Annotated in this window: 25 protein-coding genes and 1 tRNA gene; 15 read left to right on the forward strand and 11 right to left on the reverse strand. The window is 69.6% G+C overall.

Annotated elements, in window-relative coordinates:
* Position 1 precedes the first annotated feature (1 nt).
* Both radB and JRZ79_RS19620 read right to left on the reverse strand, forming a co-directional pair.
* On the reverse strand, positions 2-712 hold the full coding sequence (gene radB, locus JRZ79_RS19615; RefSeq protein ID WP_010903214.1) for a DNA repair and recombination protein RadB: 711 nt from the start codon (positions 710-712) through the stop codon (positions 2-4).
* A 100-nt stretch (positions 713-812) separates the two neighbouring features.
* Positions 813-1,580 carry a sugar nucleotide-binding protein gene (locus tag JRZ79_RS19620; protein ID WP_205250909.1) on the reverse strand — a complete coding sequence of 256 codons (768 nt, stop codon included), beginning with the start codon at positions 1,578-1,580 and terminating at the stop codon, positions 813-815.
* A 181-nt stretch (positions 1,581-1,761) separates the two neighbouring features.
* Here JRZ79_RS19620 and JRZ79_RS19625 point away from each other — a divergent pair, with 181 nt between their 5' ends.
* Entirely contained in the window at positions 1,762-3,990 is a 2,229-nt protein-coding gene (locus JRZ79_RS19625) for a CDC48 family AAA ATPase (protein ID WP_010903216.1), read from the forward strand.
* A gap of 83 nt (positions 3,991-4,073) precedes the next feature.
* On the opposite strand, the gene JRZ79_RS19630 is transcribed toward JRZ79_RS19625, so the two are convergent.
* Positions 4,074-4,448, reverse strand: a complete 375-nt coding sequence (locus JRZ79_RS19630; protein WP_010903217.1) for a 30S ribosomal protein S8e — start codon at positions 4,446-4,448, stop codon at positions 4,074-4,076.
* 86 nt (positions 4,449-4,534) lie between these two features.
* Here JRZ79_RS19630 and JRZ79_RS19635 point away from each other — a divergent pair, with 86 nt between their 5' ends.
* From JRZ79_RS19635 to pyrF, 3 genes are all read left to right on the forward strand, one after another.
* A complete protein-coding gene (locus JRZ79_RS19635) occupies positions 4,535-4,990 on the forward strand; it encodes a DUF2240 family protein (protein WP_010903218.1) in 456 nt (151 codons plus the stop codon).
* Positions 4,980-5,363, forward strand: coding sequence for a hypothetical protein (locus tag JRZ79_RS19640; protein ID WP_205252042.1), 384 nt, complete (start codon positions 4,980-4,982; stop codon positions 5,361-5,363). The genes JRZ79_RS19635 and JRZ79_RS19640 overlap by 11 nt, the downstream gene beginning before the upstream one ends.
* A 95-nt stretch (positions 5,364-5,458) precedes the next feature.
* Positions 5,459-6,262 carry an orotidine-5'-phosphate decarboxylase gene (gene pyrF / locus JRZ79_RS19645; protein ID WP_205252043.1) on the forward strand — a complete coding sequence of 268 codons (804 nt, stop codon included), beginning with the start codon at positions 5,459-5,461 and terminating at the stop codon, positions 6,260-6,262.
* Here the strand turns inward: pyrF and JRZ79_RS19650 are convergent, their stop codons facing one another.
* Positions 6,263-6,424: a hypothetical protein gene (locus tag JRZ79_RS19650; RefSeq protein WP_205252044.1), complete on the reverse strand. Its 162-nt coding sequence runs from the start codon at positions 6,422-6,424 to the stop codon at positions 6,263-6,265.
* A gap of 76 nt (positions 6,425-6,500) precedes the next feature.
* On the opposite strand from JRZ79_RS19650, the gene JRZ79_RS19655 reads away from it, so the two are divergent.
* The 4 genes from JRZ79_RS19655 (at position 6,501) to JRZ79_RS19670 (ending at position 9,727) form a co-directional block, all read left to right on the forward strand.
* Positions 6,501-6,986, forward strand: a complete 486-nt coding sequence (locus JRZ79_RS19655) for a J domain-containing protein (RefSeq protein WP_231546280.1) — start codon at positions 6,501-6,503, stop codon at positions 6,984-6,986.
* A gap of 29 nt (positions 6,987-7,015) precedes the next feature.
* A complete protein-coding gene (locus tag JRZ79_RS19660; RefSeq protein ID WP_205250913.1) occupies positions 7,016-7,627 on the forward strand; it encodes an HAD family hydrolase in 612 nt (203 codons plus the stop codon).
* Positions 7,628-7,701: 74 nt separating this feature from the next.
* A complete protein-coding gene (locus JRZ79_RS19665) occupies positions 7,702-9,324 on the forward strand; it encodes a GTPBP1 family GTP-binding protein (RefSeq protein ID WP_205252046.1) in 1,623 nt (540 codons plus the stop codon).
* Between the two features lie 34 nt (positions 9,325-9,358).
* Positions 9,359-9,727, forward strand: coding sequence for a hypothetical protein (locus JRZ79_RS19670; RefSeq protein ID WP_010903225.1), 369 nt, complete (start codon positions 9,359-9,361; stop codon positions 9,725-9,727).
* Between the two features lie 5 nt (positions 9,728-9,732).
* Here the strand turns inward: JRZ79_RS19670 and JRZ79_RS19675 are convergent, their stop codons facing one another.
* Complete coding sequence (locus JRZ79_RS19675) at positions 9,733-10,224, reverse strand: hypothetical protein (RefSeq protein ID WP_010903226.1); 492 nt, start codon at positions 10,222-10,224, stop codon at positions 9,733-9,735.
* A gap of 148 nt (positions 10,225-10,372) precedes the next feature.
* Between JRZ79_RS19675 and JRZ79_RS19680 the strand changes: the two genes are divergently transcribed.
* A complete protein-coding gene (locus JRZ79_RS19680; RefSeq protein ID WP_010903227.1) occupies positions 10,373-11,341 on the forward strand; it encodes a phytoene/squalene synthase family protein in 969 nt (322 codons plus the stop codon).
* A 7-nt stretch (positions 11,342-11,348) separates the two neighbouring features.
* On the opposite strand, the gene cruF is transcribed toward JRZ79_RS19680, so the two are convergent.
* The 6 genes from cruF to JRZ79_RS19710 form a co-directional block, all read right to left on the reverse strand.
* The gene (gene cruF, locus JRZ79_RS19685; protein ID WP_205252047.1) at positions 11,349-12,188 is read right to left on the reverse strand and encodes a bisanhydrobacterioruberin hydratase; all 840 of its coding nucleotides are present in this window, start codon (positions 12,186-12,188) and stop codon (positions 11,349-11,351) included.
* A complete protein-coding gene (locus JRZ79_RS19690) occupies positions 12,181-13,008 on the reverse strand; it encodes a prenyltransferase (protein ID WP_205252048.1) in 828 nt (275 codons plus the stop codon). Before JRZ79_RS19690 ends, cruF begins: the two co-directional genes overlap by 8 nt.
* Positions 13,009-13,014: 6 nt before the next feature.
* Positions 13,015-14,553 (reverse strand): phytoene desaturase family protein, encoded by a 1,539-nt coding sequence (crtI, locus tag JRZ79_RS19695; protein WP_010903230.1) that lies wholly within the window; start codon positions 14,551-14,553, stop codon positions 13,015-13,017.
* Positions 14,554-14,599: 46 nt separating this feature from the next.
* Positions 14,600-15,535, reverse strand: coding sequence for a methenyltetrahydromethanopterin cyclohydrolase (gene mch / locus JRZ79_RS19700; RefSeq protein ID WP_205252049.1), 936 nt, complete (start codon positions 15,533-15,535; stop codon positions 14,600-14,602).
* A 59-nt stretch (positions 15,536-15,594) separates the two neighbouring features.
* On the reverse strand, positions 15,595-16,848 hold the full coding sequence (locus JRZ79_RS19705) for an MFS transporter (RefSeq protein WP_010903232.1): 1,254 nt from the start codon (positions 16,846-16,848) through the stop codon (positions 15,595-15,597).
* A gap of 103 nt (positions 16,849-16,951) precedes the next feature.
* Positions 16,952-17,022, reverse strand: a tRNA-Gly gene (locus tag JRZ79_RS19710).
* A gap of 247 nt (positions 17,023-17,269) precedes the next feature.
* On the opposite strand from JRZ79_RS19710, the gene JRZ79_RS19715 reads away from it, so the two are divergent.
* Genes JRZ79_RS19715 through JRZ79_RS19740 form a run of 6 tightly spaced genes read left to right on the forward strand, consistent with a single transcriptional unit; the run spans position 17,270 to position 21,291 of the window.
* Positions 17,270-18,121 carry a putative RNA uridine N3 methyltransferase gene (locus JRZ79_RS19715; protein WP_010903233.1) on the forward strand — a complete coding sequence of 284 codons (852 nt, stop codon included), beginning with the start codon at positions 17,270-17,272 and terminating at the stop codon, positions 18,119-18,121.
* Between the two features lie 4 nt (positions 18,122-18,125).
* Positions 18,126-19,133 carry a 50S ribosomal protein L3 gene (locus tag JRZ79_RS19720; RefSeq protein ID WP_010903234.1) on the forward strand — a complete coding sequence of 336 codons (1,008 nt, stop codon included), beginning with the start codon at positions 18,126-18,128 and terminating at the stop codon, positions 19,131-19,133.
* Positions 19,134-19,136: 3 nt separating this feature from the next.
* Positions 19,137-19,889 (forward strand): 50S ribosomal protein L4, encoded by a 753-nt coding sequence (gene rpl4p, locus JRZ79_RS19725; RefSeq protein WP_205250919.1) that lies wholly within the window; start codon positions 19,137-19,139, stop codon positions 19,887-19,889.
* Positions 19,886-20,140: a 50S ribosomal protein L23 gene (locus tag JRZ79_RS19730; RefSeq protein WP_010903236.1), complete on the forward strand. Its 255-nt coding sequence runs from the start codon at positions 19,886-19,888 to the stop codon at positions 20,138-20,140. The genes rpl4p and JRZ79_RS19730 overlap by 4 nt, the downstream gene beginning before the upstream one ends.
* A 2-nt stretch (positions 20,141-20,142) precedes the next feature.
* Complete coding sequence (locus JRZ79_RS19735; protein WP_010903237.1) at positions 20,143-20,865, forward strand: 50S ribosomal protein L2; 723 nt, start codon at positions 20,143-20,145, stop codon at positions 20,863-20,865.
* A 3-nt stretch (positions 20,866-20,868) separates the two neighbouring features.
* The gene (locus JRZ79_RS19740) at positions 20,869-21,291 is read left to right on the forward strand and encodes a 30S ribosomal protein S19 (protein ID WP_010903238.1); all 423 of its coding nucleotides are present in this window, start codon (positions 20,869-20,871) and stop codon (positions 21,289-21,291) included.
* The last annotated feature ends 1 nt before the right edge of the window (position 21,292 follow it).

The raw sequence follows: 21,292 nt of genomic DNA on the forward strand, positions 1-21,292 counted from the left end.
GTCAGTAGTCGTCGGCACTGGCGGCGTCGATGCCCCCGTCAGTGATCTGGAACTGGGCGTGTTCGCCGTCGGGCTTGGCGCGGTGTTTCTCCAGCGTCGCGCGCCGGGTGCCGCCGCGGAACCGGTCGAGCCGGAGGACGGTGCCCGTCCAGTGTGCGAGCGTGTGGCCGCCCAGCGGGCGGGCGCGGTCGCTGTCGTTGTCGACGTCGGTGAACACCTGGTTCGTGACGACGACCGCGAGGTCGTGTTTGCGCGCCAGCGACAGCAGGTGTGTGATCTGGTCGGCGACCTGGCGGAGGGCGTCGCCCGTGGTGTCGTCGCCGCCGCGGGCCAGCCGGTAGAACCCGGTCACGGAGTCCACCACGATGAGGTCCGCGCGGTCGGCGAAGTCGGCGGTGTCGCGGACGGCTTGGGCCTGTTCGTCGAAGTCGTGGGCGTCGGAGACGATGACGTTCGCGGACGCCGCCTCGGGGTCGGTGGCGCGCGCCTCCAGTAGCTGCTGGAAGCGCGCGAGCGAGAGGCCTTCGGTGTCGACGTAGACGGCGAGGCCGCCGGCGGCGGCGGTGGTCACGGCGGTTGTGAGCGCGACGTTCGTCTTGCCGGCGGCGGGTGGCCCGTACAGCTGCGTGACGGTGCCGCGCTCGACACCGCCGCCGAGCAGCTCGTCGAGTGCGCCACAGCCGGTCGGGAGGTGGGTGTCGTCCTCGCGCACGGGGTGTCGTTGGCGCGCCGCTGGGTAAACACCCGTGGTCGATGCCCGGCGGGCGCGACAACGAGGGACGTGTTGGCGCGGTCAGCGGCCCGGAGGCCGGTTAGACGGCGTCCTGGGGCGGGCTGACAGTGGCGTCGAGGAGCTCGGTGAAACGCGGGCCCGCGAGCGACCGGTCGCGGGCGATCTCCGTGTCACTGGGGACGGCGGCCGGCGTGAGGTCGGTCGTGTCGACGCCGAGGGCAGACAGCACGCGTTCGTGGAGTTCGTAGACGCTGAGCCGCGGCCCGGGGGCGTGGAAGACGCCGGTGTGGTCGGTCTCCGCGAGCTCCGTGATGGCGTCGGCAACGTCGGTGACGTGGACCGGGCTCCGATAGACGTCGTCGTGGCGTTGACAGGCGCCGCCGTCGAGGGCGTCCCGGGCGGCGGCGAGCTGGGGGGTGAGCGGGTCGGTCGCGTAGCAGCTGCTGACCCGGAGGACGACGCCGTTGTCGGTGTCGTGGCGGTCGACGTGGTCTTCGAACACTTGGATGCGGCGGCCGGTGTCGTCGCAGGGCGTGCGAACGTCGTCGGGGCGGTAGTCGCCGTCGGTGCCGTCGAACACCGCGCCGGTGGACGCGTAGACGAGTCGGCGGTCCGCGCAGGCGTCGACGAGCGCGCTGACGGCGTCGACGTACGCCGGGATCGGCACGTCGGCGGTGTGGACCGGTGCGGTGACGATGACGGTGTCTGGGTCGTGGGCGGCGATGTGGGCAGCGGGGTCGTCGGCGAACACGTCGAATTCGGTCGGGTGTGGGGTGGCCGTGACGCCGGCGCGTGCGGCGAGGGCGGCGTCAAGCGGGCCTGTGTCGCCGACGACGAGCGCGTCCATACCTCACGTCCACAACTGCAACTGTAAAAAGTTCTCTCTCAGGCCCGGGTGGTGGCGGTGGAATCCGGTACATCTTTCACCCATCGCTTGATAGTTGTTCACACGGACGAGTGCGTGGCGGTTGACAGAAAGTACTTCTGTTGGGCCGCCGCACTCGAAACCAACCCCGGAGTCTCCAACCATGAACGAAGTCCAACTGGAGGTCGCGAAAGCCTACCCCAACGATTCGGGACGGGGGATCGCGCGCCTCGATCCAGACACGCTGTTGCATCTCAAACTCAGCCCGGGAGACATCATCGAAATCGAGGGGGCCGAAACCACGGCCGCGAAGGTCTGGCGAGCCGACCGCCAAGACTGGAACACGGACACCATCCGGATCGACGGGTTCACGCGCCAGAACGCCGAGGTCGGCATCGGGGAGCGCGTGAAGATCCGGAAAGCCGACGCCGAAAAAGCGGACACGCTCGTCCTCGCACCCCCCGAGGAAGCGAGCGTGCAGTTCGGCAGCGACGCCGCCGGCATGGTCAAACGCCAGATCCTCAAGCGGCCGGTCGTCGCCCGCGACATCGTTCCCGTGATGTCCTCGACGAACCACCCGTTCATGCGATCCCCAGGCCAGGCGATCCCACTGATCGCCGTCGAAACGGAGCCTGAGGGCGTCTGCCTGGTGACCGAGGACACCGACGTCGAGCTGCGCGAGGAGCCGATCAGCGGCTTCGAGCGCACCGGCGGCGGCATCACGTACGAGGACATCGGCGGCCTCGAAAACGAGATTCAGCGCGTCCGGGAGATGGTCGAACTCCCGATGAAACACCCCCAGATCTTCCAGAAGCTCGGCATCGAACCGCCACAGGGGGTGTTGCTGCACGGGCCGCCGGGCACCGGGAAGACCCTGCTGGCGAAAGCCGTCGCCAACGAGACGTCGGCGAGTTTCTTCTCGATCGCCGGTCCCGAGATCATCTCGAAGTATTACGGCGAATCCGAGCAGCAGCTCCGGGAGATCTTCGAGGACGCCAAAGACGACTCGCCGTCGATCATCTTCATCGACGAGCTGGACTCCATCGCGCCCAAGCGCGAGGACGTCACCGGCGAGGTCGAGCGCCGTGTGGTCGCCCAGCTGTTGACGATGATGGACGGCCTGGAGGGCCGCGGGCAGGTCATCGTCATCGCGGCGACCAACCGCGTCGACGCCGTCGACCCCGCGCTGCGGCGGCCGGGGCGTTTCGACCGCGAGATCGAGATCGGCGTCCCCGACGAGATCGGGCGCGAGGAGATCCTGAAGATCCACACCCGGGGGATGCCGCTGTCCGACGACGTGAACCTCTCGACGCTGGCCGACGACACCCACGGGTTCGTCGGCGCGGACATCGAGAGCCTCAGCAAGGAGGCCGCGATGCGGGCGCTGCGCCGGTACCTCCCGGAGATCGATCTCGACGAGGAGGACATCCCGCCGAGCCTGATCGACCGCATGATCGTCAAGCGCGAGGACTTCAAGGGCGCGCTCAGCGAGGTGGAGCCGTCCGCGATGCGGGAGGTTCTCGTGGAGCTGCCGAAGATCACGTGGGACGACGTCGGCGGGCTCACGGAGGCGAAAAACAACGTCAAGGAGTCCGTTGAGTGGCCGCTGAACCAGCCCGAGAAGTTCACGCGGATGGGCGTCGAGCCACCCGCCGGCGTGTTGCTGTACGGGCCGCCGGGCACCGGGAAGACGCTGATGGCGAAGGCCGTCGCCAACGAGACGAACGCCAACTTCATCTCGGTGCGGGGGCCACAGCTGCTGTCGAAGTGGGTCGGCGAAAGCGAGAAGGCGATCCGCCAGACGTTCCGGAAGGCCCGCCAGGTCGCGCCGACCGTGATCTTCTTCGACGAGCTTGACAGCCTCGCGCCCGGCCGCGGGCAGACCGGCGGGAACAACGTCAGCGAGCGCGTCGTCAACCAGCTGTTGACCGAGCTGGACGGCCTCGAGGAGATGGAGGAAGTGATGGTGATCGCGGCGACCAACCGCCCGGACATCATCGACCCGGCGTTGATCCGCAGCGGGCGCTTCGACCGCCTCGTGCAGGTCGGCCAGCCGGGGATCGAGGGCCGCGAGCAGATCCTGAAGATCCACACCCAGGACACGCCACTAGCGGCGGACGTCTCGCTTCGGGAGCTCGCCGAGCGCGCGGACGGCTACGTGGGCAGCGACCTCGCGAACATCGCCCGGGAGGCAGCCATCGAGGCGCTCCGGGACGACGAGGACGCCGACGACGTCGGCATGGCGCATTTCCGGGCGGCCATGGAGAACGTCCGGCCGACGATCACCGACGACCTCATGGAGTATTACGACCAGGTCGAAGACCAGTTCAAGGGCAGCCAGGGCCCCAACGTGAACAGCCGCCAGGGCAGCGAGCACATCGGCTTCCAGTAGCCGACACGGCGGCGTGTTTCCGCCGTGCGGTCGCGACAGGCTGCGCTGGGCGATGCGAATACGGCACCCCCTGAGAAGACCAGTTACTCGTCGACGCGGGTGGCGTTCACTTGGCCGTCCTGGCCGGGGCGGGAGGTGACGCGGGCCGTGCCGGCGTCCGTTTCGATGATTGCGCCCTTCGTGATGATGTTTCGGCGGGCGTAGTTGGGGTTGGCGTCGTTGGCGCTGACGTCCTCGATGGTGGCGCGTTCGGCGCCGGAGTCGGTGGCGACGTTCACGACGTTCGTGGAGAGCACGCGCACTTTCTCGGCGTCGCCGCGCACGTCGACGGTTCGGAACCGGGGTTCGCCGACGGTCGTTTCGGTGGGTTCGCGGCCGAGTTCGCTTTTCGACTTCTTCGAGCGCGGTCGGAGTCGCGCGCCCGTCTTCGAGCGCTTCGAACGGCCTTGGTATTGCATACCCGAGACCAACACCAGGACGCACTTGAAAGGCTCGGTTAGGCGACAACGCAGGGTTTAGGCGCGTGCCGGCGCTACGCGCAGCCATGAGTCTCCGGGTTGCGACGGCCGCGCCGTTCAAGCAGAAGGGACGGACGCAGGTCGCCGAGCAGGCGTTCGTGGTGGCGTTGTCCCTTGACCGGGAGTGGATGAGTGCCGATCAGGCCAAGCGCCTGTTGGACATGGCGGACGCGGAGGGGCTCGTCGAGCGGGTCGCGGACGGGGACGTGGCCGCGACGTTCGATCCCGGCGCTGTCGAGATCCCCGAGGGGTTCGTGCCGGACGCGTCGTTGTTCCAGGAGCGGTCGGGTTTCGAGCGCGCGCTGGACGCGCTGGTTGCGGCGGGGTTCGACCGCCAGGAGACGGTGGCGGCGGTCAACGACCTCCAGCAGGCGGTGGGCGTGACCGCGGACGCGGCGGCAGTGGTGTACGCGCGCCAGCAGGGTGTTGCGGCGTCGGGTGCGGCGGAGGCGGCACAGGAGGGCGTGCTGGATGGTCGCTGACCGGATCACGGACGGGACGCGCATCGCGGAGCTGTTGGCGAGCGAGGTGACGGGCCACGAGCGTGCGCCCTACGACCGGATGAGCGTCGTGGACGCCGCGCCGGACGTGGAGCCGACGGCCGACGGCGCGCGCGCCTACGACGTGGCCCACGACGGGACGGTGGTGGCGCGCGTGTTCGTGCAGCCCGAGCGGATCCGGGTGGCGGTGTTCAGCGGGCTGGACGCCGCCGACGCGGCCGCCGAGGACGCCGGGCTGCGGGCGCGGCCGGTCGCGAGCGACCCCGCGCGCCTCGTGGTGTTCGTCGCGTCCGGGGCGGCGACCAAGCGCGCGCTGGACGTGCTCGGTGCGGCGGTCGCGGCCCGCGAGGACTGAGTGTCGGCTGGCGGGCACGCGGTGCAGGACGAACGCTGTGGTTTCGGTCCGTGCGGAAGCGAATCGCTTTTGCGGGTTTGCCGGCACGCGAACGTATGAGCTTCGTCGAGGAACTCGGGGCCCGCATCGAGGCGGCTGACTCGGTGGTGAGCGTGGGTCTCGATCCGGACATGGAGCGGCTTCCGGAGGACGTACAGGACGCGGAGCTGCCGCGGTGGGCGTTCAACCGCCGCATCATCGACGCGACCCACGAGCACGCCGCGGTGTTCAAGCCGAACGCGGCGTTCTACGAGGACAGCGACGGGTGGCGCGCGCTCCGGGAGACGGTGGCGTACGCCCACGGCAAGGGCGTGCCCGTGTTGTTGGACGCGAAGCGCGCGGACATCGGGAACACGGCCCGCCAGTACGCCGAGATCCTGGCGCACGTCGACGCCATCACCGTCAACCCGTACCTCGGGGAGGACGCACTGCAGCCGTTCCTCACGCAGGACGAGGCGGGCGTGTTCGTGTTGTGTCGCACCTCCAACGAGGGTGGGATGGATTTCCAGCATCTCGAACTCGCGGCCTACGACCGCCGGCTCTACGAGCACGTCGCCGAGCGGGCGGCCGAGTGGAACGCCCAGTACGGGGATGTCGGGCTGGTGGTGGGCGCGACCGCGCCCGACGAGCTCCAGGCCATCCGGGAGCGCGTGCCGGAGCTGCCGTTCCTGGTGCCGGGCGTGGGCGCGCAGGGCGGCGACGCCGAGGCCGCCGTGGAGTACGGGCTCAACGACGACGGGGTCGGGCTGGTGAACTCGACGCGCGGCATCATCTTCGCGGGCGAGCACGGCTCGGCGTGGGCGGCGGCGGCCGGCGACGCGGCGCGGACGCTGCGCGAGCGCCTGAACCGCCACCGGTAGTCAGCGGCGACCCGGAGGCGGGTGGTCGCCCGCGTCGGGAGCGCAGTCAGTGCAGACGCCGCGTGCGTCGTGGTGGGTGTCACAGACGACGCTCCCGCAGCGGTCACAGACCCGCTGTGCACCCGGGGCGCGACAGATCGAGCAGACGCCGGTCACGCTCATACCGGGTGTACGGGCCGGGCGGGCGTAACCGTGGGGGAGGCAAACACCCTTGATGGTGGACTGCGTACGACCCGGTGTGCGACCCAATCGGAGTCTCGTGTGGGGGCTGGCGGTCGTGTTCGGCGTGTGCAGCGTCGTTTTCGGTGTGCTCGCAGTGCTGTACAGCCCGGTTGCGTTGTCCGTTGCGGTGCCGTTCGGCGGGGTTGCGGGGCTGTTCTACTACCACGCCTCCGGGCGGCTTCGGCGGCGGACGTTCCGCCGGCAGGCGGGGCGGGCGCGGTCGGCGCGGCGTGGCCGGACCGCGGGCACCGGGCCACGCGGGGGCCGGTCCCGGGACCGCCAGCAGTCACGCGGGAACCGGCAGTCCACCGACGGCGTCGCCGACGACCAGCCGCGACGATCCGATTATCGGGTGTTGGACCTGGAGCCGGGCGCGGACGACGAGGCCGTGACTGCGGCCTACCGGGAGAAGGCACAGGAGTTGCATCCGGACCGGGGCGGGGACACTGAGGCGTTCGCGCGCGTGAACGAGGCCTACGAGCGGCTCCAGGGGGACGCGTAGGTTTACCGTCCCGGGAGTGTAGGGGGAGTGTGCGCGCGATCTATTTCGATCTCGATCGGACGCTGATTCACACCGAGCCGTCGGTCACCGCTGCCCTGGAGGACGCCTTCGAGCGGGTGGCCGGTGAGAGTCCACGGGCGTGGCTGGAGGCGTACGGCGACGGGTTCGTCGAGCGATTCCAGGCGTGTGCGCCCGCGCCGTACCGGGGCGGCGTCGAGCACGTGCGTGCGGAGACGGAGTTCGAGTGCGGTGTCGAGGAGACGGTGGGCGCGTTGCTGGACGCCGAGGTGGCGGCGACCGAGCCGACACCGGACGCGGCGGCAACGCTCGAACGCGTGGCGGCGGCCCATCCGGTCGGCGTGCTGACCAACGGTGTGCCGGAGTGGCAGCGCGCAAAGCTCGCCGCCGCGGGGCTGGCGGGCCACGTCGACGCGGTCGTGACGGCGTACGAGGCGGGCGCACACAAGCCCGCGCCGGAGCCGTTCGCGCTGGCCGAGCGCCGCCTGCCGGCCGACGCGTACGCGCTCATCGGGGATTCCGACGCGGACGTCGACGGGGCGGCGAGCGCGGGGTGGCGTGGCGTGCGATACGACGGCGGGACCCTCGCCGACGCCGTCGACCGGATCGACTGGCCGCAGTGAGAGGGGTGCGTGTGGCGTCCGGACGCGGTGTCACTCGGAGAAAGCTTTTGGTCGGTAGCGCCTAACCCCAGGGCATGGGACGCGACCGCGCCCGACTGGCCGCCGCACTGGAGCGCGGCGAACAGGAGGGCGGCAGCGTCGAGTTCAAAGAGCGGTTCAGTCGTGACATCCACCTCGCCGAGGGGCGCTTGGAGAGTCTCACAGCACAGCTCCGCCACCGCATTCTGTCGGGGGACGGGGAGGCCGAATACGTGCTCGGGGTGACCGACGACGGCGGGCTGGCGGGCGTCAGTCAGGCGACGTTCGCCGAGACCATGGACGTGTTGAGTCTGCTCGCCGACGAGGCGGGCGCACACATCGCGGACGTGCAGACGTGGGGCATCGACAGCGTCGGTGACGTGCCCGCCGGCACCGACGGGATCGTGGGCGTCGCGACGGTGCAGGACGGCGACGGGCTTGCGGCCGGCGACGACCACATCATCGTCGGCACCGCCGGCCACGTCGACCACGGGAAGTCGACGCTCGTGGGCAGCCTCGTGACCGGTGACGCCGACGACGGCGACGGTGCCACGCGCGGGTTCCTGGACGTCCAGCCCCACGAGGTCGAGCGCGGGCTGTCGGCGGATCTCTCCTACGGGGTCTACGGGTTCGACGGCGACGGCCCGCTGCGGGTGCGCAACCCCGACCGGAAAGACGAGCGCGCGGCGGTCGTGGAGGCCGCCGACCGCGTGGTGTCGTTCGTCGACACCGTCGGCCACGAGCCGTGGCTGTCGACGACCATCCGCGGGCTGGTCGGCCAGAAACTCGACTACGGGCTGTTGACGGTGGCCGCCGACGACGGCCCCACGAAGACCACGCGCGAACACATGGGCGTGCTGTTGGCGACCGAGCTGCCGACCATCGTCGCGGTGACGAAGACGGATCTCGTGGACGACGACCGGGTTGCGGCCGTCGAGCGCGAGGTCGAGGCGTTGCTCCGGCGCACCGAGCGCGCGCCGCTGCCGGTCGCCCGCCACGGCGTCGACGCCGCCGTCGACGAGCTCGGGGACGGCGTGGTGCCGATCGTCCGGACCAGCGCGGTGACCGGGGACGGACTCGCGGTCCTCGATGAGCTGTTCGCGCGGCTCCCGAAGACCACGGCGGCAAGCGGGCCGTTCCGGATGTACGTCGACCGCACGTACAGCGTGACCGGCGTGGGCGCTGTCGCGTCCGGCACGGTGAAATCGGGGACCGTCGAGGACGGGGAGACGCTCCTGTTGGGGCCGTTTCCGAACGGCAGCTTCCGGACCGTTGAGGTGCGGTCGATCGAGATGCATTACCACCGTGTGGACAGCGCGCAGGCCGGCCGGATCGTCGGGATCGCGTTGAAGGGCGTCAGCGAGGAGGCGATCGAGCGCGGGATGGTGTTGCTGCCGGGGGACGCCGACCCCACGCCGGTCCGGGCGTTCGACGCCGAGGTGATGGTGTTGAACCACCCCACGCGCATCGACGCCGGCTACGAGCCCGTGGTGCACCTCGAAACCATCGGGGAGGCCGCGCGGTTCACGCCCGCGGACGGCCAGCTGCTGCCCGGGGATGCCGGCCACACCCGCGTCCGGTTCAAGTTCCGGCCGTATCTCGTGGAGGAAGGCCAGCGGTTCGTCTTCCGTGAGGGGTCCAGCAAGGGCGTGGGCACGGTCACCGATGTCGTGGAGTGACGGGGTTTTCCTGCCTCCGGCGTCCAGGCCGCGTATGAGCAGCCGAAACACCTTGGAGTTCGCGGTCGGCGTGGTGGTGGCGGGCGTGGTCGCGGGGGCGCTGTCGGTGCGCTTGCGGACGGCGTCCGCGCTCGTGCTCGGGCTCGCCGCGGCCATGCCGTCGCTGGCACGAACGAGCACGCACCTCGACCGAGCGGCCTACGAGGCGGGCGCGTCGAGCCGCCGCCAGATCATCGACGGCGCGCTGGCGGCCACCAGCACAGCCGTCGCCGGGGTCGCGAGCGGGTACGCCGCGCTCGCGGTGGCGGACAGCGCCGCGGTGACGATCGCGGCCGCGGCCACCGCCGGCGTGTTCGCCGGGCAGGCCGTGTTCTACGCGCGAACCCGCCAGTACGTGGCGTAGCGCGCTCACGCCCGCCGATAACAGGGGGTGTCGTCGACACGAACGGCCTGCCCGAACAGCGCCGCCCAGTCGAGGCGGCGGCGCACGCGACCGGTCCAGAACGCCTGCCAGTTGTCGCGTTTCGCGCGCTCCCAGGGCGGGACCTGCTCGCGCACGGCGTCGAAAACGTCGCGTGGCTGTGCCGGCGTGTCGTCGAGCGCGTCCACGACGTCGCCGCCGAGGAAGACGTTCTCGCGGAACCCGGCGGCGAGCGCCTCGCGGTCGTCGACGCCGACGTCGCCGCGGCGGGCGTATCCGGCGTCGTCGTCGACGAGCACGCCGACCGCGGACAGGAACACCAGCCACGCGGACGCCGTGCCGCGGTCCTCGACGCCGGCGCGCTCGATGAGGCGGCGACAGCAGTCGTCCTCGGGTTTGGGCACGAGCGGGGTGGCGTCGCGGACGTCCCCCACAGCCGCCAGCGAGGACGGTGCCGGCGGAACAGGCTTTCGCTGCATGCGCGGATGTCGGTGTTGCGTTGCCTTCAGTCGTTTGGAGGCGGACGACCGGGCAGCTTGCACCGTGTTTTTTCTTCTCTCAACGCATACGCACGTGCAATGACGACGGGGCGCGCCAGCAGCCCGCGTGCCGCGGGGAGTCCGCTACATGGTCGAGAAAACACACATCACGACGAGTAAGGCGATACAGCGCCGCACCGGGAAGACGTTCCACCTCGCGACGCGGTTGCTTCCCACGCGGGTGCGCCACGCCACGTACGTCCTCTACGCGTTCTTCCGCGTGGCCGACGACGTGGTCGACACGACCGCGGATCGCGATCCGGGCGTGCAACGCGAGGAGCTGGAGGGGATCCGGGCGGCCGCACTGGGGGCCCGCGACCCCGAGTCGGTCGCCGCCGACACCGAGGTGCTGGCTGCGTTCCGGGAGCTGGCCACCCGCCACGGCATCAGCGACGAGGACATCCACACGTTCATCGACGCGATGCAGGCCGACCTGGAGAAGACGCGCTACGAGTCACACGCCGAACTCGAGGAGTACATGCGGGGGTCGGCCGTCGCGGTCGGCTACATGATGATGGACGTCATGGAGGTCGCGGAGCCGGAGACGGCGGCTCCCCACGCCGCGGCGCTCGCAGAGGCGTTCCAGCTGTCGAACTTCCTGCGGGATGTCGCCGAGGACGTCCACGAGTACGACCGCGTCTATCTCCCCGCGGAGTCGCGGGCCGACCACGGCGTGACCGTCGAGCAGCTCCGCGCACGCACGGTGGATGCGGGGTTCCGGGAGGCGATGCGGGAAGAGCTGGCGTACACCGAACGCAAATACCGGACGGGCGTCGCCGGCATCGAATACCTCCCCGAGGACTGCCAGTTCGCGGTGTTGGTGTCGGCCGTGTTGTACGCCGACCACCACCGGGCCATCCGGGAGCGGGACTGCGACGTGCTCACTGCGACGCCGTCGCTGTCGACGCCGCGGAAGCTCTGGCTGGTGGCGAAAACGCGGGCGTTGTGGGCGTTGAACTCCAGCCCGGAGGCGGTGTTCTATCGGGCGACGGGACTGGCGGAAACCGGCGACAGCCGCCGCCGCCACGGCGATCCGCAGCCGACGCCGTCGCGGTAGCGCGGGGCTACTGCCGCGTGCCGGGGCCGCGATCACGCAGCACGGCGAAGTCGAAGCGGTCGGTTTGCAGCAAGCCGACGCCCAGAGCGGCCGCGGCGGCCGCGGGGAGGAGGTTGCCGAACGCGAGGTTCACCGTCCCCCAGAGGATGACGAAGCTCACGAGGTCGTCGAGGAGGTACTCGCAGTCCGCGACCCGCGCCTGGATGCCCGCCCGCGAGAACCCCCAGTCGAGCAGGCTCACGGAGACGACCGCCGACAGCACCCAGCCCGCGTAGTTCGACAGCGGCACGCCGTAGTACGGGCCGCCGGCGAAGTACCGCCAGAACCCGAGGCCGACGGCCGCCGGGTCGAGGACGACGTCCATCCAGACGACGGTGGCGGCGACGGCGGCCAGCCGCAGCAGCCGGTTGCGGGCGCGCGGCCCCAACAGCAACACGACGAGCAGGTAGCTGTTGACGACCAGTGGGAAGAAAAACACCGGCAGCCCCAGTGGCACCTTCCCGGCGAGCATCGGCCCGAGTTCGATGCGGTACGCGAACTCCCCGTACGGCCAGCCGGCGGTGACGCCGAGCAGTTCGATGCCGAAGGCGTAGGCGGTGAGCACCGCCACCGCGACGGCGGCGCGCCGGTCAACGAGCGGGGCCAGCCCGGCGACCAACGGTAGCCGCATCACGACGGTGCCGAACAGGATGAAGTAGGGGTTGAACGAGAGCGCGGGCGGCAGCCACCCCCAGGCGGAGGCGAGCAGCGTCACCGCGCCGACGACGGGGAACACCACGGCGATCTCGAAGCGGTAGGCGGCGACCAGTTCGTGGAGGCGGGCCTCGATGCGGGCGCGATCAGCCATGCACGACCCCCCAGAGTCCGCCCAGCGTGAACACCATGCCGACGAGCGTGTTCACCGCGGGGTACCACCAGTACGCGCGCCCGACGGCCACCTGGAGGCGGCGAATCCCGAACACCAACACCGGGTACGCCAGCAACAACAGCCCGAACCGGACGTCGACGAGCGCGAAGACGGCGGCCGACAGCAGCCAGATGCCCGCGCAGTACGCCAGCGCGCGGTCCGCGCCCAGCGCGGTCGCAGTGGTCTGGATGCCGGCGGCGCGGTCCGGCTCGATGTCGGGGATGGCCGAGAACGTGTGCATCCCCATCGCCCACAGCCAGCCGCCCGCGACCGCCAGCAGCGGCGGGTGGGTGCCGGAGACGCCGGCGTAGGCGGCCGCGGCCGGCAGCACGTAGAGGCCGTTGGACAGCGAGTCCAACACCGGCGTGGTTTTGAACCGCAGCGGGGGTGCGCTGTACTCCGTCGCCAACACGAACCACGCAGCCAGGTACGGCCACGCCTGGGCCGGCAGCGGGGCGGCGACGAACCCCAGGAACACCCCGCAGACGGCGACGATGACCGCGACTGCGGCCCCGCCCCGGTAGCGCGACTCCCGGCCGTCCTTTTTCGGGTTCGTCTCGTCGACGTCGCGGTCGAAGACGTCGTTGATGCCGTAGAGGTAGATGTTCGCGGGCAACAGGAAGTAGCTGAACAGCACCACCGCGGGCGCGCTGAACAGCTCCCCGACGGTGGTCGCGCCGTAGGACACGCCGACCAAGACGGGGCCGGCGAGGTACAGCCAGAACCGCGGCCGGGACAGCACGAACAGATACCGAAACATGGTGTGTCAGCGCGCGTCGGCGAGCACGTTGTTGGCGGTCACTTCGCCGCTGATCAGACACATCGGGACGCCGATGCCGGGGGTCGTGTTCGCGCCCGTGAAGTAGAGGCCGTCAAGGGCGGTCGACCGGTGTGGCGGGCGGAACAGCGCGGTCTGTCGCAGCGTGTGCGCCAGCCCGAGCGCGGTGCCCTGGTGGCTGTTGTACCGGTCGGCGAACTCCGAAACCGAGAACCGCTCCTCGACGACGATGCGGTCCCGCAGATCGACGCCCGTGTTCTCGGCGATGTCGTCGAGCACGAGGTCGCGGTAGGACTCACGGACGGCCGGGGTGTCGTCCAGCCCCGGGGCGACGGGAACGAGCGCGAAGAGGTTGCTGTGCCCGTCGGGCGCAACGGTGTCGTCGGTCTTCGAGGGCACGCAGAGGTAGTACGCGGGGTCGTCGGGCCACGCGGGGTCGTCGAAGATCTGCGCGAAATGCGTGTCCCAGTCGGACGGCAACACGAGGGTGTGGTGGGCGAGTGGCTCCACGTCGCCCTCGACGCCGAGGTACAGCAGGAACGCCGACGGCGCGTACGTCCGGGCGTCCCAGTAGTCGGCGTCGTACTGGCGCTTTTGCGCGGGGAGCAACGCCTGTTCGGTGTGGGCGTAGTCGGCGTCGGAGACGACGACGTCCGCGAGCACGGCGTCACCGGGTTCGGTGTCCAGCTTGAAGCCCCCCCGGCGGCCCTTGATCGCCGACACCGGGTGGCCGGTGCGGAACTCGACGCCGAGTTCGCGCGCGAGGGCCGTGATCCCGTCGACGACACCCCCCATGCCGCCCTCCGGATAGTAGACGCCGAGCCCGAAGTCCACGTGGCTCATGAGGTTGTAGAGCGCCGGCGTGGTGTCCGGGGAGCCGCCGAGGAACACCAGCGTGTACTGCATCACCTGCTGGAGCTTCGGGTGGTCGAAGTACTGCTCGACGTGGTCCTGCATCGACCCCAGCAGCGTGAGGCCGCGGGCGTACTCCGCGAGCTTCGGGTCCATCCAGTCCCGGACCCGGGGGCGGTCGGTCTTCACGAAGTGCTCCATGCCGACCTCGTAGTTCTCCTTGGCCTGCGCGAGGTAGTCGTCGAGCACGTCCCCAGCGCCCGGCTCGTAGGCGTCGAACACCTGCTTGACCTGCTCGCGGTCGGGCGTCACGTCGATGGTGTCGCCGTCGGTGTCCACGTTCAGGCCGGGGGCGTCCCGGCCCGGCCGCCGCCCCTCGTTGTCCTTGAAGAAGATGCGGTAGTGGGGGTCGAGGCGCGTCAACCCGTAGTAGTCGCTGGGGTGGCTGTCGAACGACGCGAAGAACTCCTCGAAGACGTCCGGCATCAGATACCACGACGGCCCCATGTCGAACCGGAACCCGTCGCGTTCCAGGGTGCTCGCACGGCCGCCGATCTGGTCGGTTTTCTCCACGACGGTCACGTCCGCGCCGGCGTCGGCGAGATAGCAGGCCGTCGAGAGCCCCCCGAAGCCGGCACCGATGACCGCCACCGATGTCCCCGCGAGTTCGTCCATGGCAGTGCCGTGGGCCGGACGCCAGATAAAACGCCGCCTTCCGGCGTTACGACAGCCCGAACCCGTCGGCGAGCACGTCCTCGCGAACGGTGCCGAACGCGTGGGTGGGGCCGCCGACGACGTCGACGGTGAGTTGGGCGGGACCGAACACGCCGTTGTCCACGTCGCCCGCATCCCAGTCGTCGGTGCCGACGACCTCCGCGAACGGGTCGTCGTAGCGGGCCGCCGCCGAGGACACCACCGCGTCGAAGGCGTCGAAGTCCTCCGCGACCGTGAGGTGGACTCGGCCCCCGTGGGCGAGGGCGTCGTTGGTGCGGCCGATGGCCGTCTGTTCGTCGCCGGCGACCGGTGCGACCGGTGCACAGCCCGACGCCGAGAGGACGTCCGTGGGGTCGTAGCCGAGCTCGTAGAGGCGGAACACCGCCAACTCGACGGTGCGGGCGGCGGCGGAGACGCTGCCGGCGACGCTGGCCGTGCGGTACGTCGGCAGGAAGACGCTCTCCTCGGTGACGCCCGCCCGGGCGGCGACCTCACTGGCGGCGGCCGTCGTCGGGAGGCCGGTGCTCTCCAGGGTCAACACCGCGAACTCGAAGGCGTCGACGTAGTCGATGGCTTGGAACTCGCCCTCGGTGGCGACGAGCGCGCGGGCCGGCCCGCTGCCCAGCGCCTCGTAGTCATCGACGGCGAGCTCCCAGCCGGCTTTCTGCGCGCCGAGCATCGCCACGGCGGGCTGGTCGCAGGCGACCTCGACGTGGGGGAACGTGGCGTCGCCGACGGTGTCGACGCGCGTCTGCACGGTCGCCAGCCCCGCGGTCTGCAGCTCCGCCAACAGCAGCCCGGCCTCCAGGCCGCCGTCGTGCTCCACGCCGAAGTCGATGACCGTCGTGCCGGTGTCCAGCTCGAGGGCACCGATGTCGAGTTCCTCGGTGAACTCCAAGGCCTCGTCGGCGAGTTCCAGCGCCATCCGGTTGAGACTCTCCATACCGCGGGGTTTGGCGTCCCGATACAAGAGGGTTCGCAGTAGCGGCCGGCGCGCGGTGGTCACTCGCCGGGCGGCGGCTGGTAGTCCGCGCGGACCGGCGGCCGGAGCACCCACAGCAGCGCCGCCCCGACCAGGAACACGCCGCCGAGGATGGCGACGGCGTCCACGGCCGAGAACGCGTCGGCGAGCACGCCGCTGGCGAACCGGAACGGCGCACCGACGACCTGCCGCAGCATCGCCACCGCGGACAGCAGCGTTGCGCGCCCGACGGACGCGACGTTGTCGTTGAGATAGCGGTTCTGGATGGGGCGCAGCAGCGACCCCCCGCCTTTCAGCGCGAAGAACATGGGGAACACGACCCAGGGAACCAGGCCCGCGAGGACGTACGTCGCGGCGATGGCGGCGGGGACGACGATGAGGGAGGTCCGGACGCCCAACAACCCTTCGAGGTCGCCGGCGTAATCGCTCGTGACCGCCGAGAGCAGCCGGAACGCGCCGTAGAGGCCGCCAACGAACAGAACGGCGGGCTGCGGGAGGGGGAGTGACTGCAGCAGCGGGAGGAACGTCGCCTCGATGGCGTCGCGGGCGATGGGCTGAATCCACATGTCCATCGTCCAGATGGTGCCGCTGATGAGCGAGACGTAGACGACGAACCACCGCAGCCGGGGGGTGGTCAGCTGGTCGGTGATGACCGGGAGCGCGTCGGCGACGGACATGCGGTCCTGTTCGACGGCGGCGCTGTCGTCGTAGGCCTCGTTCTGCGGGAGGCGGAGCACGAACGCGGCCGCGAGCGCGGCGGTCACGATGCCCGCAACGAACGGATACGAGCGGTCCACCGTGTACAGAACGGCCCCGAGAACGACGCCGACAGCGCCGACGTAGAGTCCGATGGCGCGCCCGCGCCCGCTAATGCGCGTGAACTCGTCGGCGCTGTCGTGCTCCTGGAGGGTGTCGTAGAGCCACGCGCTGGCGGAGCCGGAGATGAACGTGCCGCCGAACGAGAGCGTGACGAAGGTGAACGTGAACCCGATGAGGTCCGTGGCGACGAGGTAGCTGGCGTTCGACACGAGGAGGATGGCGGCACCGACCGCGAGGCTGTTCCGGCGGCCGATGCGGTCGCCGACGTAGCCCGTGGGGACCTCGGACGCGACGACGACGATCGACTGGATCGAGGCGATGAGTCCGATCTGGGTGTACGACAGCCCGTTGAACAGCAAGAAGAACGTGTAGATGGCGTAATGGAAGCCGGGGCGGGCGGTGGCTCTGTAGAGGTAATACCGGCGGATGACCTGTGACTTCGAGAGGCGACTCATGTCAGCGGGACAGCTATCGGTTCCCGTCGGCGTTCAAGTATGCTTCGAGACCGAGCGAGCGCACAGCCGACGGCAGGCTATCGGACACAACGACGGTGAGAAATGCGCTGGCTGGGATTTGAACCCAGGTTGTGACCATGGCAAGGTCACGTGATACCACTACACTACCAGCGCCCTTCGCATTCTGAACAACGACGCGGGTGTATATAAATCCGTTCTTTGACGGACGGTATGAGTACGGTAGTCAGCCCCATGGATCGCGGATGGGACCGCCGCGGACGGGTCAGCACGCGAACCGAAACGATCCGGGGCGTGAGTGCGTGCGACGGCGACACACGGCCGGTTCGGAAACGCCACCCTTTTTAGGGAGTGATCTGTACGTATGCTACAGTCTCGTGACGAGACACGGACGCGACACGGCATGACACGGAGCGTACTCGTGCCGTCGTCCCTCGTCCGGGAAGCCGAGGACAAACGCGAGGCAACTCGCAAGCTCGGTTACGTCGCCCGCGCGGCGGCGGTGTTCCGGATCGACCGCGTCGTTGTCTTCCCCGACGAAGACGGCGAGCGGCAGTGGGGCGGCGGGTTCGTCGAAACGGTGTTGCGGTACGCCGCAACGCCACCATACCTCCGAAAGGAGGCCTTCGATACGCGCGACGAACTGGCGTACGCCGGTGTCCTGCCCCCGCTCCGTCTCTCGTCATGGACCGGCTCAGACTCGAGCGGGTCTGGGTCGTTACGACAGGGAATCGTGACCCAGGTCGGATCTGAAGGGCGCGTTCGGGTCAATTGCGGCATGCAACACCCGATCTCCCTCCACGAACCACCAGGAATGGCGGTCTCGGAAGGAGAGCGCGTGACCATCAGGGTCTCTTCGCGACGACCGGTCCGTGCGAAACTGGTCGACGACCCCCTCCCGGGGTTTTCGGTCGAACGCACGGGTCTCGGTGACGCTTTAGACCGTTCCGACGCGGGCGTTCGCATTGCGACCTCCCGGCACGGGGAGCCGCTTTCGGTGGCTTCCCTCGGTGGGTACCGCGAACGCATCGCCAGGGACGGCGTGACCGTTGCGTTCGGAGCACCGGAACGTGGGCTGCCGCCCATGCTTGGTGTTTCGGCGGACGCGGTCAACGAGTCGGTCACCGACTCATCCGCAGACGCCCCCGCGCGATTCGACGCCTGGCTCAACACCATCCCCGATCAGGGGAGCGAGGTCGTGCGCACCGAAGAAGCGGTGCTCGCGACACTCGGCTCCCTGACGCTCACGGAGTGATACGATGCCACAGCCAAACCGACCACGCAAAGGCTCGATGGGGTTCAGTCCCCGCAAGCGCGCGGAGAGCGAAGTACCGCGCTTCAACTCGTGGCCCGCCGACGACGGTGAAGTCGGCCTCCAGGGCTTCGCTGGCTACAAGGCCGGCATGACCCACGTCGTCCTCGTTGACGACAAGGCCAACGCACCGACCGAGGGCATGGAGACGACCGTCCCCGTGACGGTCGTCGAAACGCCGCCCATGCGGGCGGCGGCCGTCCGCCTCTACGAGGACACGCCGTACGGCAAGAAGCCGCTAACGGAAGTCTGGGCGGACGACACCCACGAGTCGCTCGACCGCACGCTCTCTGTCCCCGACGAGGGCGGAGATACAGACGAACTGATCGAGGCGCTCGACACCGAGGAAATCGCCGACATCCGTGTCATCACGCACACGGTCCCCGGCGACACCGCGGGCGTCCCGAAGAAAAACCCGGACGTGATGGAGACTCGCGTCGGCGGCGGCACGCTCGCCGACCGACTGGAGTTCGCTGCCGACCTCATCGAGGACGGCGGCGTCCACGCGTTCGGCGATGTGTTCCGCGCCGGCGAGTTCACCGACGCCGCGGGCATCACCAAAGGCAAGGGCACCCAGGGCCCCGTCAAGCGCTGGGGCGTCCAGAAGCGAAAGGGCAAGCACGCCCGCCAGGGCTGGCGGCGCCGCATCGGTAACCTCGGCCCGTGGAACCCCTCTCGGGTTCGCTCGACGGTTCCACAGCAGGGCCAGACCGGCTACCACCAGCGCACCGAACTGAACAAACGCCTCATCGACATCAACGATGGGGACGAGCCGACGCCGGACGGCGGCTTCCCGAACTACGGCGAAGTCGACGGCCCGTACACGCTCGTGAAAGGCTCGGTGCCCGGCCCGGAGCAGCGCCTCGTGCGCTTCCGGCCGGCCGTCCGGCCGAACGAATCGCCGCGCCTCGATCCGGAGGTGCGGTACGTGAGCACCGCATCCAACCAGGGATAATTTATGCAGGTAACCGTACGCGACCTGGACGGCGACGACGCTGGCACGCTTGACCTGCCGCGGGTCTTCGAGGAACCGGTCCGCCCGGACCTCGTGAAGCGAGCCGTGCTCGCCGCTCAGGCCAATCGGACACAGGAGTACGGCGCGGACGAGTACGCCGGCCTGCGCACCACCGCCGAGTCACAGGGGAGTGGCCGTGGAATGGCCCACGTGCCGAAAGCAAACGGGCAGGGTGCCCGTGTGCCCCAGACTGTCGGCGGCCGGAAAGCGCACCCGCCGAAAGCCGAGAAAGACCACGGTCTCGACGTCAACGACAAGGAGCGCAAGGCCGCCGTTCGGGCCGCCGTCGCGGCGACCACGGACAGCGAGCTGGTGGCCGACCGCGGCCACAACTTCGACGACGACGTCGAGTTGCCCCTCGTTGTCAGCGACGACTTCGAGGATCTCGTGAAAACCCAGGACGTCGTTTCCCTCCTGGAGGCGCTTGGCGTCCACGCGGACATCGAGCGCGCAGACGAGGGCCGCACCGTTCGTGCCGGCCAGGGAACGCTGCGCGGCCGCAAATACCAGGAGCCGACGTCGATCCTGTTCGTCACGGCCAGCGAGAGCGGGCCGTCGACGGCCGCCCGCAACCTCGCGGGCGTCGACGTGGCGACCGGTCGTGAAGTGAACGCCGAGGACCTCGCGCCGGGCGCGGAGCCGGGCCGACTGACGGTGTGGACCGAAAGCGCCGTCGAGGAGGTGGCACAGCGATGAGTTCGATCATCGACTACCCACTGGTGACCGAGAAGGCGATGGACGAGATGGACTTCCAGAACAAGCTCCAGTTCATCGTCGACATCGACGCGGCGAAACCCGAGATCCGGGATGTCGTCGAGTCGGAGTACGACGTCACGGTCGTCGACGTGAACACACAGATCACGCCCGAAGCCGAGAAGAAGGCAACGGTGAAACTCTCCGCGGAGGACGACGCCCAAGACGTCGCCTCCCGCATCGGGGTGTTCTGAGAATGGGACGCAGGATCCAAGGGCAGCGACGCGGGCGCGGGACGTCGACGTTCCGTGCGCCGTCGCACCGATACAAGGCCGAACTGTCGCACAAGCGAACCGAGGACACGGACGTGTTGGCCGGCGAGGTCATCGACGTGGAACACGACCCGGCGCGCAGCGCGCCGGTCGCCCGCGTCGCCTTCGAGGACGACGACCAGCGCCTCGTGCTCGCCAGCGAGGGCGTCGGTGTCGGCGACACCATCGAGATCGGGATTTCCGCCACGATCGAGGAGGGCAACACCCTCCCGCTGGCGGAGATCCCCGAGGGAGTGCCGGTCTGCAACGTCGAAAGTCATCCGGGCGACGGCGGCAAGTTCGCCCGCGCGGGCGGCGTCAACGCCGACCTGGTGACCCACGAGCGTGACGCCACGATCGTGGAGCTGCCGTCCGGCGAGACGAAGCGCCTCTCCCCGGACTGCCGCGCAACCATCGGCGTGGTGGCGGGCGGTGGCCGGACCGAGAAGCCGTTCGTGAAGGCTGGCAACAAGCACCACAAGATGAAGGCGCGCGGGACGAAGTGGCCCCGCGTGCGTGGTGTTGCGATGAACGCCGTCGACCACCCGTTCGGTGGCGGTGGCCGCCAGCACCCGGGCCGACCGAAGTCGGTCTCCCGGGACGCAGCACCCGGCCGCAAGGTCGGAGACATCGCCTCCAAGCGGACGGGCCGCGGGGGCAACGAGTAAACCATGAGTACGGAATACCGAACCGGCCGTGAGGGGGAGTTCACCTACCGCGGCCACGACCTCGACGAGCTGCAGGAGATGAGCCTGGAGGACGTCGCGGAACTGCTTCCCGCACGCCAGCGGCGAACCATCACCCGTGGCCTCTCCGAGGAGCACCACAAGGTGCTCGCGGAGGCACGCGAGTCGGGCACCGAGGAAACGGCGAACAACCCGATCCGAACGCACCTGCGTGATATGCCGGTGCTGCCGGAGTTCGTCGGCCTGACGTTCGCTGTGTACACCGGCCAGGAGTTCGAGCGTGTCGAGGTCCAGCCCGAGATGATCGGGCATTACCTCGGCGAGTTCCAGCTCACGCGGTCGTCGGTCGAACACGGGCAGGCGGGCATCGGCGCGACCCGCTCCTCGAAGTTCGTGCCGCTCAAATAAA

This window comes from Halobacterium sp. BOL4-2, from assembly GCF_016917835.2.
Classification (GTDB): Archaea; Halobacteriota; Halobacteria; order Halobacteriales; family Halobacteriaceae; genus Halobacterium; species Halobacterium salinarum.